Annotated in this window: 12 protein-coding genes; 4 read left to right on the top strand and 8 right to left on the bottom strand. The window is 65.4% G+C overall.

The annotated features are described in order from the left end of the window. Positions 1–78: 78 nt before the first annotated feature. From QWL29_RS20960 to tssK, 4 genes are all read right to left on the bottom strand, one after another. A complete protein-coding gene (locus QWL29_RS20960) occupies positions 79–543 on the bottom strand; it encodes a hypothetical protein (protein WP_305824819.1) in 465 nt (154 codons plus the stop codon). A 116-nt stretch (positions 544–659) separates the two neighbouring features. Continuing rightward, positions 660–2,072: a hypothetical protein gene (locus QWL29_RS20955; protein ID WP_305824818.1), complete on the bottom strand. Its 1,413-nt coding sequence runs from the start codon at positions 2,070–2,072 to the stop codon at positions 660–662. Between the two features lie 10 nt (positions 2,073–2,082). Beyond that, a complete protein-coding gene (locus tag QWL29_RS20950; protein ID WP_305824817.1) occupies positions 2,083–2,346 on the bottom strand; it encodes a PAAR domain-containing protein in 264 nt (87 codons plus the stop codon). A 13-nt stretch (positions 2,347–2,359) separates the two neighbouring features. Continuing rightward, positions 2,360–3,700, bottom strand: a complete 1,341-nt coding sequence (tssK, locus tag QWL29_RS20945) for a type VI secretion system baseplate subunit TssK (RefSeq protein WP_305824816.1) — start codon at positions 3,698–3,700, stop codon at positions 2,360–2,362. A 162-nt stretch (positions 3,701–3,862) separates the two neighbouring features. Between tssK and tssE the strand changes: the two genes are divergently transcribed. The 3 genes from tssE to tssG are packed head-to-tail and all read left to right on the top strand — an operon-like array spanning position 3,863 to position 7,225. Then, complete coding sequence (gene tssE, locus QWL29_RS20940) at positions 3,863–4,342, top strand: type VI secretion system baseplate subunit TssE (protein WP_305824815.1); 480 nt, start codon at positions 3,863–3,865, stop codon at positions 4,340–4,342. Position 4,343: 1 nt separating this feature from the next. Continuing rightward, complete coding sequence (gene tssF, locus QWL29_RS20935; RefSeq protein ID WP_305824814.1) at positions 4,344–6,176, top strand: type VI secretion system baseplate subunit TssF; 1,833 nt, start codon at positions 4,344–4,346, stop codon at positions 6,174–6,176. Next, a complete protein-coding gene (gene tssG, locus QWL29_RS20930; protein WP_305824813.1) occupies positions 6,140–7,225 on the top strand; it encodes a type VI secretion system baseplate subunit TssG in 1,086 nt (361 codons plus the stop codon). Before tssF ends, tssG begins: the two co-directional genes overlap by 37 nt. Before the next feature lie 163 nt (positions 7,226–7,388). On the opposite strand, the gene QWL29_RS20925 is transcribed toward tssG, so the two are convergent. From QWL29_RS20925 to QWL29_RS20910, 4 genes are all read right to left on the bottom strand, one after another. Then, a complete protein-coding gene (locus QWL29_RS20925; RefSeq protein ID WP_305824812.1) occupies positions 7,389–8,138 on the bottom strand; it encodes an SDR family oxidoreductase in 750 nt (249 codons plus the stop codon). Positions 8,139–8,377: 239 nt separating this feature from the next. Next, a complete protein-coding gene (locus QWL29_RS20920) occupies positions 8,378–10,666 on the bottom strand; it encodes a xanthine dehydrogenase family protein molybdopterin-binding subunit (protein ID WP_305824811.1) in 2,289 nt (762 codons plus the stop codon). Then, on the bottom strand, positions 10,659–11,690 hold the full coding sequence (locus QWL29_RS20915) for an FAD binding domain-containing protein (protein ID WP_305824810.1): 1,032 nt from the start codon (positions 11,688–11,690) through the stop codon (positions 10,659–10,661). Before QWL29_RS20915 ends, QWL29_RS20920 begins: the two co-directional genes overlap by 8 nt. After that, positions 11,687–12,211, bottom strand: coding sequence for a (2Fe-2S)-binding protein (locus tag QWL29_RS20910; protein ID WP_305824809.1), 525 nt, complete (start codon positions 12,209–12,211; stop codon positions 11,687–11,689). The genes QWL29_RS20915 and QWL29_RS20910 overlap by 4 nt, the downstream gene beginning before the upstream one ends. Before the next feature lie 162 nt (positions 12,212–12,373). On the opposite strand from QWL29_RS20910, the gene QWL29_RS20905 reads away from it, so the two are divergent. Next, positions 12,374–12,605 (top strand): hypothetical protein (locus tag QWL29_RS20905; RefSeq protein WP_305824808.1); only part of this gene is annotated, 232 nt, incomplete at its 3' end.

Here is a 12,605-nt window from a genome sequence, read left to right as displayed (position 1 = left end):
CGACATGCCGCTGCCATGCAGCAGGCCGTGGCGCCCTCCGCTCAGCTGGTCAATTGATCAGCTGAGCAAATCCTTCCTTTAGCGCGAATCCGCGCCGCCTGCCCCGCCTTCGTCCTTCTGCGCCAGCTTCTCGACTTCGTCGCCCTCGGAGACGCCGGTGATCCGGCTTTGCTGGCCAGCGCCGTCCGGGTTGCCCATCGAGGTGCCGGGATTGCCGCCTGCCGCCGCTGCACCCATAACGGATTGGCGGTTGTCATCGCCGCGCGATGCACCGACGGTGCCCCCGGGAATCGGGCCTGAGGCGCTGCCGTGGCTGCTCTGCGGTGCACCCGCTGGGTTGACATTGCTTTCCGGCGAAGCGCTGGGGAAGCCGCCCTGGCGCGCGCTGCCTGCGCCTTGTTGCTGGTTGTTGGCTTCGTTCGGCGACACGGGCGCCGCCAGTGTGTCGGCGCGGCTGCTCATGCTGCTGTCGTTCCCGCCTGCGTTTTGTTCGTCCTGGCGGCCCATGTTGCCGCGATCGGTATCGTTGTTACTTGCCATCATGTTCTCCCGGCTTGAATACAGAACCATGATGGTAGTCCGATGCCAGGCAGAGCCAATCGGCGCGCGACTTGAGGCTGTGTAGGACGCTTCGGACGAGGCCTTCCCGTCGGCTTGCTTCAGTTTGCCGAGACTTCGGGCGGCGGCGGGCGCAGCAGGTGCGCGCTGCAGTGCTCTGCGTCCTCGTTGCCGAGGCAGAGTACCGATGCGCCCCGTACCAGCGCCCCGTGCTGCGCCAGCGCCAGCGCCGTCACAAACGGCACGTCGCCACAGGCGCCACTGGCGCTGCCGACGCAGAACACGTCTTCGCTCTCGTCGAGTTCGGGCATGGCGTTCGAGACCATGCCCATCAGTTCCAGCGTACGGGTCTGGCGCTGGCCGCTGTCGGCCACCACCATGGCGACTTCCGCCAGCCCGGCTTGTGCATGCCGGCCGGCGCGTCCGGCCAGTTCGCCCAGCAGGGCCGGCTGCGCCCGCTGCCGTGCCGGGGCCGCCGCCTCGCGCCGGGCTTCCTCGGCCGGATCGAGCAGGACAAACAAGGTTCCTTCGATCGATTGCGCCAGGCGCAGGTCGGTCAGCAGCAGGGCGGCTGCACCCTCGCCCGGCACCAGGCCCTGTGGCCGGCCAGAGGTGAACAGGATGCCTTTGCTCGCCCACTCGTCGACAATGTCTTGCCCGATATTCGACGCGCAGGCCACGACCAGGGCCACGACGGGGGCATCTTTTGCCGCCTCGTTTGCCAGTTGCGTGCAGAGCGCCGCAGGCGTGGCGGCCCCGGCGTTAGCGTCCGGCAGCGCCACTTGCGCAGCCGGCCAGCCGAAGCTCGCCGCCAGGTGCTTGAACCATATCCCGGCGGCATTGCGCTGTTCCGTCGTCCAGTCTCCTGGCAGCAAGGGCAGCAGGCGCAAGAGCGGCGGCTTGCCTTCGGCCGGCAACAAATCGCCCGCGCGGCTGGCCAGCTCGGCCACGACGCTGCTGCCCAGCGTTAAGGCTCGCCACTGCGGGTCGCTGAAGGACAGCTCCTCCATGCCATTCTGCACCAGCCACGCGGCTACTTCTTCCTGGAAGGATTCGTCCTGTGCATCCGTGCAGCGCGCCGCCGCCACTGGAAAACCATCGTCATCCACCAGTTCGGCATCGAGGTCGGACCGCAGTTTGTTGCCGGCAATCGCACCGGCCAGTTCTTCGGCGGATGCGCCATACGGCGACCGCAAGGCACTCGAGACGATGGCCAGCGAAGGCAAGGCCGCAACCGGCGCCGGCGCCGCTGCCGCTGCCGCTGCTGCTGCCGGCGCCATGGGAACCAGGGCCGCCCGTTTCGCCAGTAGCTTGCCGCCAAACCACATCGACCCGACCAGCATCAGCGGCAAGCCCAGCAGCACCAGCGCCAGTTCGAGCGTGCCGGGCGTGCGGCTGGCGCCGCGCCAGTACCAGATGGCGCCGCCCCAGCAGGCGGCAAACACGCCGGCGGCCAGCAGGCCGCCCTTCAGCGGGCCGGGCAAGGCGCCCGGCGAGGCAATCGCAGTAGTCATGGAAGTCGCGTCAAATGTTGTCGATCGTGGCCTGCTGGCCGGCGATCAGGGTGGCGCCGCAGGCGGTCTTGTCGCCGTTGCGCGCGGCGGGCTGGCCGTCGACGATCAGGGTGGCGTCGCCGCTGACGATGGGGTTCGGCCCGTGCTTCGGGCAGGTGGCCTTGTCGCCGACGCGGGCGATGCCCTTGCCGCCGGCATCGCTGTTGGGCGACGCTTCGATCACTGAACCGCCGTGCGAGGTTTTGTCGCCGAGAACAATAAGAGGTCCGGACATCGTTGTTTCCTCCTCAGGACGCCACGGCCAGCAGTTCCAGCCGGAGTTCCTTCATCCCGGCCGGCACGTAGAGCGAGATCGACTGCGCCTTGAGCATGCGCTCGTACATCTGCCCTTTCGCTTCCAACAGGAAGTAGCAGGTGTCGGGCCGCACCGGCACCGCCGCCGGCAGTTGCGGCGTGTATTGCAGGCGCACGCCGGGCAGGGCCGAAAGCACGAATTTCTCGACGTCGTCCGGGGCGCCGACCTTGAAGCGCAGCGGCACCACATCGACCAGCTCAATGGCCGGGACGTCGGCGCCGACCGCGATGTAGAAGGTGGTTTTCTCGTCGATCTTGCCCGAGTCGAGCATGCCGATGTGGTAGCAGGGCCGGCTTTCGGTGAGGGTGATGGCGAAATATTTCGACGAGATCACGGTGTCGAGCAGTTCGCGGATGATCTGGTGCAGCTTGGTGAAGCCGGGCCCGGGATCGCTGTGCTGGTAGGGCGGCAGGTCGGCCAGGGTCCAGCTTTTCGAAAAGGTCATCAGGCGCCCGGCTATGCCCAGCAATTGCTCGTACAGGCGTTCGGGATGCAGGGTCGGGTGGTGGAAGTGGTGGGTCAGCTCGGCATAGGCGGCGCTGGCCGTGTGCAGGAGCCAGAACGAACTCATGTCGCCGGAGCGAAATTCGATCACGTTCTTGCTCGGCTCGCGGTGATGGCCATACAACGCGCTCACCTTGGCTTGCAGGGCGTCGAGCAGGCGCCGCAATTGCTGGAACAGCGGCGGCGCGGCGGTGACCGTCAGGCTGGGCGGCACGAAGGACGGGTCGAGTTCGAAGCCGCCGGTGCTCACACGGCGCAGGCGCAGCAGCGGAAAGTGGACATAGGCGTCGCGCGGATCGGCATCCGAGATCAGGCGCACCGATTTTTTCAGGTAGGCCAGTTGCACCGGCGCCGCGCCCGTGTACAGGTCCGGCGTGTCCTGGTTGGCCTGCACGAAGCGCGCCGTGTTCGAGGCCTGCCCCGGCTGGGCGAAGTTGCCGTTGAAGGGCTTCAGGCCGGGCAGCGCCACGTAATAGGTCACGCTCCCCTGCGACTGCTGCAGGGCGCCCAGGTCGACGGTATCCGGCAACGCGTCGGCGCCGGGGGCATCGACCAGTTCGCCGTCCTGGAAGCGCACGGCGAGATCGACGATGCGCAACACATTGCTGGCCAGGGCCTCGAGGTCGATCTGCAGGCGCTCCACGCCCCAGGCATACGGGTGGACCGCCTTGATGCCCTTGTTCAGGCAATGTTCGTGGTATTCGTCCTGGCGCTGGAAATGTTGTGGACGTAACAGGAGGCCTTCGCCCCAGATTACTTTGCTGCTCATGATTCTGGCATCCCTCAAGTATTTGTTGATGTGGGCCGAACTTTCCTCAAAGGACAATAACAAGACCAAAAGTTGCGCATGTGAAGTTGCTCAAACGTTGGCGCTGGACGGCGTGGCAACATGCGGTTTGCTCCGCATTGACCACCAGCATGAAGGACGCCAATGAAAGGTTTTACGCCTGGACTATTCGACCGCCTGCTGGGTGTGCCGCTGCGTGGCAACACCCCGCGCGCGCTGCTCGAAGACATGAAAGACATGGTGGCGCGCGATCTCGAAGCCCTGCTGAACACGCGTTCGGTACTGCCCGACGCGATGCTGGAACCGTATCCGGCATGCGCCAAGTCGGTGGTCAGCTATGGCCTGATCGACTTCGCCGACCTCTCGCTGTCGAGCCCGACCGACCGCGCCCACATCTGCGCCTGCATCGAAAACGTCATCGCCCGCCACGAACCGCGCCTGAAAAACGTCAAGGCGTCGCTGGAACTGCGCGAAGACACGGTCAATCGCCTCAACTTTTCGATCACCGCCCTGCTCGTGATCAGTACCTCGCAGGAATCGGTGAACTTCGACGCCGTGCTGCAACCATCCACCCTGAGCTACAGCATCAGCAAGGCAGGCCGCACTGCGCCTGCGGGAGCCTGATTTGGAACAATTACTGCCGTACTACGAAAGCGAACTGGGCTACCTGCGCCGCAATTTGCGCGAATTTGCCGAGCGCTACCCGAAGATCGCCGGACGCCTGTTGATCAGCGGCGAAGTGTGCGAAGACCCGCACACCGAGCGCATGATCGAATCGTTCGCCCTGCTCAATGCCCGCATCGCCAAGCGTCTCGACGACGATTACCCGGAATTCACCGAAGCCCTGTTCGATGTGTTGTATCCGCACTACCTGCGGCCCTTTCCGTCCTGCTCGATCGCTCACATGGACGCCAGTGCGACCCAGGGCATGGGCACGGTCCCGCGCGGCACCCAGCTGACCACGCGCCAGGTCCGCGGCGGCTCCTGCACCTTCCGCACGGTGTATCCGGTGACGGTGGCGCCGCTCGTGTTCAGCACCGCCCGCTTCGACGCCATCATCAGCCCGCCGGAAGCGGTGCGCCTGCCGGCCGGCGCCAGCGCCTGCGTTCACCTCGGCCTGTCCGGCGCCTTCGAGCAGATCCGCAGCGGCCAGCTGGTGTTGCCCACCTTGCGCGTGTTCATCGACGGCGAGCCCTCGTTCTGCGCGGCCCTGCGCGATGCGCTGTTCATGCGTGGCGTTGCCGCCTGGCTCGAAGTCGACAACAATGGGCGCTGGATATCCTTGCCGGCCATGCCTGTCCAGCCCGCCGGCTTCGGCGAAGAAGACGCCCTGATCGATTTTCCGGCGCGCTCGCACGTGGCGTACCGCCTGCTCACCGAGTACTTCTGCTTCCCGGAAAAGTTCAATTTCTTCGACATCGACCTCGCCGCGCTGGCGCCGCTGCTGCCCAAGGGCTGCAGGACGCTGACCCTGCACCTGGGTTTGCAGGGCATCCGCCCAGACTCGAATACCGCGCGCATGCTCGGTACGCTGTCGACAAACAATGTCCTGCTCGGCTGCACGCCAGTGATCAACCTGTTCCGCCAGTGCGGCGAGCCGATCCGCCTGACCCACGCCACGGCCAGTTATCCGCTGCTGGGCGACGCGCGCCGCGCGTTTGCCTTCGAGGTGTATTCAGTCGATTCGGTGAACCTGGTGCGCGAGACGCCGCAGGGCGACGCGATCGTCGAGTTCCGTCCGTTTTATTCGCTGAAGCATGCGCAGACGCCCGAGCAGCACGGCCATTACTGGGCCATGCGGCGCGACGAGGAGTTATCCGATAAAAGCCCCGGCTTCGAGTCGCAGATCACGATCGTCGACATCGACTTCGACCCGGCCGCGGTCGAGACCGAAACGCTGAACCTGGAACTGACCTGCAGCAACCGCGACCTGCCTTCGCTGCTCCGCTACGGCCAGCCCGGCGGCGACTTGTTCTTCGAAGGAGGCACCAACACGCGCGGTATCGCCTTCCTGCGCAAACCGACGCCCTCTTACCGCTTTTCACGCGGGCGCGGCGCCCACTGGCGCCTGATTTCGCACCTGTCGCTGAACCATTTGTCGCTGGCCGACGGCGGCATCGACGCCTTCCGCGAAATGCTGGCGCTGTACGACTTGCCGCGTTCGCCGTCGTCGCAGCGCCAGATCGCCGGCATTGCCGACATCGTGCAGCAGCCGGCCACGGCCTGGCTGTCCGGCAATCCGTTTACTTGCCTGGTGCGTGGCGTGGAGGTGCGCCTGAGCATCGACGAAGAAGCCTTTGTCGGCAGCGGCATCCACGCTTTTACCCACATCGTCGAACGCTTCCTCTCTCTGTATGTGCATGCCAACAGCTTCACCCAGCTGGTGGTGGTTTCCAACAAAAACCGCCAGGAGCTGCTCAGATGCTTGCCAAGAAGCGGCGATTCGAGCCTGCTGTAATCGAGAAACTGTTCCGCGAACCCTACCGCTTCGAGTATTTCCAGGCGGTGCGGGTGCTGGAACTCTGGCTCAAGCGCAACGGCATGCCGCGGCAAGGCATGGTCGCCAATTTCCTGCGCTTCCAGAACTCGACCTCGCTGCGCTTTCCGGCCAGCCAGATCGAGGCCATCGCCACCGAACCGCGCGACATCGCACGCGATGCAGCGTCGCTCGGCGCGGCCCTGCAGGACGCGACGCTGAAATACGTGCGCCTCACGCCCACCTTCATGGGCTTGCTCGGCGGCACCGGCGTGCTGCCGGTCCACTATACCGAACGGATTGCCGAGCACTTGTTCAATGAAAAGGACGAGGGTGCGCGTGCCTTCCTCGACACCTTTTCGAACCGTTCGCTGGCGCTGTTCTACGAAGCCTGGCGCAAGTACCGGCTGGCGCTGAAATACCAGGTCGATGGCCAGGACCATTTCCTGCCGCTGCTGCTCAGCCTGGCAGGCCTGGGCAACAACGCGCTGCGCCAGCGCCTGTCGCGCCAGCAGGACGGCGCCGTGCTCGACGAGTCGATCGGCTACTTTGCGGCGTCGATCCGGCATCGGCCGAGCTCGGCCGTGCAGCTGGCGCGCGTGCTCGGCGAGTACTTCGGGCATCCGGTGCAAGCCGAGCAATTCGTCGGCCGCTGGTACGAGGTGCCGCTACCCCAGCAAACCGTGCTCGGCGGCGCGATCGGCGTGCTCGGCAAGGATGCGATCGCCGGCGGCCGCGTCTGGCAACGCGACCTGCGCCTGCGCCTGGTTGTCGGGCCGCTCGACCATGCCGGCTTCATGGCTTTCCTGCCGGGTGGGCTGGCGGCACGCGCCTTGAAGAGTCTGCTGACCATGTTCACCGGGCTGGCGCTCGAATACGAAGTCGAACTGGTGCTGCGTGCGGCCGATGTGCGGCCGGTGACGATCTCGGAACGTGGTCATCCCGGCCGCCTGGGCTGGGATGCGTATCTGGTCGAGGGGCCGCAGGTGCAGGACCGCAGGGACGTGCATTACGATCTGCTAAATGGCTGATACTCCCCCGCAAATCACTCAAACCGGCAAATCCCGCAGCATTTTTTGCGCCTCTGGATTTTCAGAAACCAACAGTTAACCATGCCGCATAGAGATATCAGAATGGATGATAATTGCTGAATGAGTACGGCGCGCGAATTCGGGTGGGGATAACTCGACAGTTTTACACAATGCCGCCGTTTACACGCAAGGTTTGTCCATTCACCCATTCGCCTTCCGGGCCCACCAAAAAAGCCACCGTATTCGCGATGTCTTCCGGCGTGCCGAGGCGTTCCAGCGGTGCGGCTTTCGCCAGGCGCTCGACGAGTTCGGCCGGTTTCCCGTCCAGGAACAGATCGGTGGCAGTCGGCCCCGGCGCCACGCACATCACCGAGATGGCCCTGCCGCGCATTTCCTTGGCAAAGATATTCGTGAAGGTTTCGATGGCCGCTTTCGCGCCTGCGTACACGGCGTAGCCCGGCATGGCGAGACCGATGGCGCTGGTCGAGAAGTTGACGATGCGGCCGCCCTGGCGCAGGCGCGTGGCGGCCAGGCGCAGCATGTGGAAGGTGCCGCGCGTGTTGATGGCGAAGATGCGTTCATAGAGCGCGTCATCGGTATCGGCCAGCATCGTGGTGCCGGGCTGGATTACGCCGGCGTTGTTGATGACGATGTCGATGGGGCCGAGTGCGGCTTCGGCCTGCTCGAACAGGCGGGTGCAGTCGGCGGCCTGGGAGACATCGGCCTGGAGGGCGATGGCGCGGCCGCCGGTTGCCGTGATCTCGGCGACCACGGCGTCGGCGTCTTGCGAGCGGCTGGCGTAGTTGACGGCGATGGCGATGCCGTCGCGGGCCAGGCGCAGGGCGATGGCGCGGCCGATGCCGCGTGAGGCGCCGGTGATGATGGCGGTTTTGGGATTGGGTGTGGATGACATGGTGTTGTTTTCGTTTCGTGTTTTTTAAGGAACGTGGCGCTGTTGCGTGTCGTGTTCGTGGTGTGCGTGATCCGCGTGGGCACGGGGTGCCCACCGTACGGACACCGCTAACAGCGAGTTCATACGAAACCCGGATACGTAGCGTGTCCCGTAGGGTGGGCACTTGTGCCCACGCGGATTCAAACAACCACGGGCGGGTCAGGCAACAGCCCCATTACCCTCGGCACACCGCCGTTAGTTCACGGCCCGCCCATCAACACCTTGTCCGGCGTAATCGGCGTACTGCGAATCCGCTTGCCCGTCGCATGGAAAATCGCATTGCTGACCGCCGCCGACACGCTCACCAGCCCGATCTCGCCCACGCCCTTGGCCCCCAGCCGGCTGACGATGCGGTCGTCTTCTTCCACGAAGATCACATCGATATCGTGGATATCCGCGTTCACCGCCACGTGGTACTCCGACAGGTTGTGGTTCATGAAACGCCCGAAGCGGTGGTCGGTGTGGCTTTCCTCGTGCAGTGCCTGGCTGATGCCCCAGACCACGCCGCCGACGATCTGGCTGCTCGCCGTCTTGGTGTTCATGATGCGCCCCGCCGCAATCGCGCTGACCACGCGCGTGATGCGCACGATGCCGAGCTCCTCGTCCACGCGCGCCTCGACGAACACCGCCGAGTGCACCAGGCGGCGGAACTTGCGCTGCTTGAGCATGTTCGGCAGCATCAGGTACTTTTCTTCCAGTTGCGCGCGTCCGGTGGCGGCGACGATGGCGCCGAGCGAGATCCAGGTGCGCGGATCCTTTTTCAAACGCAGCGCGCCGTCGACGAATTCCACATCCTTCAAGCGCTTGTCGCGGAATGGCGAATCGGCTGCCGATTGCGCATAGCGCAGCAGCGTCTTGCGCAGCTTGTCGCAGACGCCCGCCACCGCCGAACCGACGGTCGCCACGTGCGAGGAACCGCCCTCGATCGGCGCCACCGGCAGGGTCGAATCGCCCAGCTGGAAGGTCACGCGCTCCAGCGGCAGGCCCATGGCTTCCGCCGCAATCGTCGCCATCACGGTATAGGTGCCGGTGCCGATGTCGGTGGCGGCGCTGGAGACCACCAGGCGCCCGTCGGCATGCATCACGGCGCTGGCGCGGGCGAACATCTGCATCGCATCCCAGACGCCGGTCGCCATGCCCCAGCCAACCAGTTCCGAACCCTCGCGCATCGAGCGCGGTTCGAGCGGCCGCTTGTCCCAGCCGAATTTCTCGGCGCCTTGTTGATAGCAGGCGCGCAGTTCCTTGCTCGAGAACGGCTTGTCTTCCACCGGGGCGCGCTCGGCGTAGTTCTTCAAACGCAGCGCCAGCGGGTCCATCTTGAGTTTGTAGGCCAGTTCGTCCATCGCCACTTCGAGCGCGTGCATGCCGTGCGCCGCGCCGGGCGCGCGCATGTCGATCGGCGTGTACTGGTCGACGCTCACCAGCTTGTAGCCCAGTTTGATGTTGTCGCAGGCGTAGAGCAGCCCCGACCAGTTGACCACGACCTCGACGTAGTCCTCGATCTGCGAGGTCTCGGCAATCGCGTCGTGCATGATCGAAGTCAGCGTGCCGTCCTGCTCGGCGGCCAGCTTCACGTACTGCACGGTCTCCGGGCGGTGGCCGAAGCTGAACATCTGCTGGCGCGTCAGCATCACGCGTACCGAGCGTTTCATCTTCAGCGAGGCCATCACCGCCAGCGTCAACTGGTATTGCGGGCGCAGGCCGGAACCGAAAGCGCCGCCCACGTACGGGTTGCGCACCGTGACCTTGTTCTTCGACAGGCCGAACACGTGTGACACGTACCAGCGGCTGTTCTGCGAGCTTTGCGTCTTGTCGTAGATGGTGAGGTGGCCGTCTTCGCCGCGGATCACGGTCGAGGCGAACAGCTCCAGCGGATTGTGGTGCTCGACGCCGTGGTGGAACTCGGATTCGATGCGTACCGGCGCGGCCTGCCAGGCCTTTTCGGCATCACCCTTTTCCGGCGGCGGCGGCTCGTAGCCGGCCTTCAGCGGACGCGGTTTGTAGGCTTTATCCAGGTTCGCGGTCAGGCGCGTGTCGTGCGCTTCCTCATGGTAGTGGATGCGTACCAGGGCTGCGCCGCGCCGTGCGGCCTCGAAGGTCTCGGCCAGCACCAGCGCTACCGGCTGGCCACTGTAGATCACCCCGTCGTCGTAGAAGGGACGGAAGGGCGAGCCGGCCGGCGCCGTCATGTCCTTGTAGCTGATGTCGAAGGAGCGTACTTTCGGGCGGTTCTGGTGGCTCATCACTTCGACCACGCCCTCCAGTGCCAGCGCTTCGGTGGCGTCGATGGCGACGATGCGGCCCTTGGCCACGGTGCTGCTCACGACCACGCCGTACAGCATGTCGGGTGCGAAGTATTCGGCGGCGTACCTGGCGTCGCCGGTCACCTTGGCGCGGCCGTCGACGCGCGAGACGGCGGTGCCGGTGCGTACCTGGCCGGTGCCCGGTTCGGCGACGGGTGCGCGTAAATCCTGGATCAGATCAGTCATTGCGCTCTCCGGTATTGGTGACGGTGCCTTCCACCGCCGTTTTCAGCGCGCGCACGATGGCGTTGCGCGCCAAACGAATCTTGAAGTCGTTGTGGCCGTGGCCCACCGCCCCTTCGAGCAGCTTGTCGGCCACTTGCCCGAACAGCGCCGGGTCGGGCTGCTTGCCCTCCAGGAGCTGCTCCGCTTCCGGCCGGCGCCACGGCTTGTGCGCGACGCCGCCGAGAGCAATGCGTGCGCTCCGGATGGCGCCATCCGGGCCGATGTCGAGCGCCGCGGCCACCGACACCAGCGCGAACGCATACGACAGGCGCTCGCGCAATTTGAGGTAGGCCGAGTGGGCGGCGTAGCGGCTGGCGTCGGGCAGCGTGATCGCGGTGATCAGTTCGTCCGCTTCGAGCACGGTGTCGTACTGCGGCGCTTCGCCCGGCAGGCGATGGAATTCGGCGAACGGGATGTCGCGCTTGCCGCGTGCCGACTCCACGTGCACCGTCGCTTCCAGCGCGGCCAGGGCCACGCACATGTCGGACGGGTGGGTGGCGATGCAGTGCTCGCTGGTGCCGAGGATGGCGTGCTGGCGGTTGATGCCTTCGCGCGCCGAGCAGCCGGTGTTCGGCTCGCGCTTGTTGCAGGGCGTGCCGACATCGTAGAAGTAGTAGCAGCGGGTACGCTGCAGCAGGTTGCCGCCGTTGCTGGCCATGTTGCGCAGCTGGGGCGAGGCGCCGGCCAGGATCGCCGCCGTGAGCAGCGGGTAGCGTTCGCGCACCAGCGGGTGGTAGGCCGTGTCGGCATTGCGCGCGGTGGCGCCGAGCAGCAGGCCGCCATCCTTTTCCTCGATCTGGTCCAGCGGCAGGCGGTTGATGTCGACCAGGCGCCCGGAGAGCATGACGCCCTCTTTCATCAGGTCGAGCAGATTGGTGCCGCCGGCGATGAAGCGCACGGCTTCGCCGGCAAAGCTGGCGTTACCGGCCACCTGCTCGATGGCGTTCCTGGCGTTGTCCGCCTGGGTAAAGGTGAACGGGTTCATGCCGGCACCGTCCCCGGCACCACTGGGTGCACGGCGTTGTCGTGGTCTTCGATGCCGGCGGCCTTGCAGACCGCCATGCGGATCTGTGGATAGGCGCCGCAGCGGCAGACGTTGCCGCTCATGAGTTCGCGCACGTCGGCGGCGGTCTTGGCCTGGCCCTCCTTGATCAGGCCGATCGCCGAACAGATCTGCCCCGGCGTACAGTAGCCGCACTGGAAAGCGTCGTTGTCGACGAAGGCCTGCTGCACCGGATGCAGCTTGCCGTCTTCGGCCAGGCCTTCGATGGTGGTGATCTCGCGGCCGTTCTGCATTACGGCCAGCGTCATGCAGGAATTGATGCGGCGGCCGTCGACCAGCACGGTGCAGGCGCCGCACTGGCCATGGTCGCAGCCCTTCTTGGTACCGGTGAGTTGGAGGCGCTCGCGCAGCACGTCGAGCAGCGTGACCCAGGCTTCCAGTTCCAGCTGGTGATCGCGGCCGTTGATGCGCAGGGTGAGCGGATGGCGCTCGGGAGCTGGCATGGTGAATCCTTTCTGGATGATGGACGAGGGCCGCGACCGCGCCGGATCGCCGGGCGGCAGGCAGCCATCGGGAGCGCAGGGGCATCCCGTCGTGATCATCTTAGTATTATCTTTTGGATAACCGGCGCACGGTTAGCCGGGCTCGCCGAGGGGAACGGCGCCGTGGGTTCCTACGAACTTGTCACAGATGATTCCATGGTCTGGGTTCGCACGAACCCGCCGCCAACGCTGCCGTGGGTTTGGATTTCGTATGAACTCGTCACCAACGCTGCCGTGGGTTGGATTTCGTATGAACTCGCCACCAACGCTGCCGTGGGTTTTGGATTTCGTGTGAACTCGCCGCTAGCGCTGACCGTATCTATGGACTCCACCCGTTTTGCAAGAAGAAGATTGA

It is taken from the genome of Massilia brevitalea, assembly GCF_030711405.1.
Lineage (GTDB): Bacteria > Pseudomonadota > Gammaproteobacteria > Burkholderiales > Burkholderiaceae_D > Telluria > Telluria brevitalea.
Note: the sequence above shows the minus strand (reverse complement) of the source record. Positions and strands in the feature narration are given on the sequence as shown.

Bases quoted from the DNA above. Each gene is read 5' to 3' on its own strand.
- QWL29_RS20960 (WP_305824819.1), bottom strand. From the start codon at position 543: ATGATGGCAAGTAACAACGATACCGATCGCGGCAACATGGGCCGCCAG.
- QWL29_RS20955 (WP_305824818.1), bottom strand. From the start codon at position 2,072: ATGACTACTGCGATTGCCTCGCCGGGCGCCTTGCCCGGCCCGCTGAAG.
- QWL29_RS20950 (WP_305824817.1), bottom strand. From the start codon at position 2,346: ATGTCCGGACCTCTTATTGTTCTCGGCGACAAAACCTCGCACGGCGGT.
- tssK (WP_305824816.1), bottom strand. From the start codon at position 3,700: ATGAGCAGCAAAGTAATCTGGGGCGAAGGCCTCCTGTTACGTCCACAA.
- tssE (WP_305824815.1), top strand. From the start codon at position 3,863: ATGAAAGGTTTTACGCCTGGACTATTCGACCGCCTGCTGGGTGTGCCG.
- tssG (WP_305824813.1), top strand. From the start codon at position 6,140: ATGCTTGCCAAGAAGCGGCGATTCGAGCCTGCTGTAATCGAGAAACTG.
- QWL29_RS20925 (WP_305824812.1), bottom strand. From the start codon at position 8,138: ATGTCATCCACACCCAATCCCAAAACCGCCATCATCACCGGCGCCTCA.
- QWL29_RS20920 (WP_305824811.1), bottom strand. From the start codon at position 10,666: ATGACTGATCTGATCCAGGATTTACGCGCACCCGTCGCCGAACCGGGC.
- QWL29_RS20915 (WP_305824810.1), bottom strand. From the start codon at position 11,690: ATGAACCCGTTCACCTTTACCCAGGCGGACAACGCCAGGAACGCCATC.
- QWL29_RS20910 (WP_305824809.1), bottom strand. From the start codon at position 12,211: ATGCCAGCTCCCGAGCGCCATCCGCTCACCCTGCGCATCAACGGCCGC.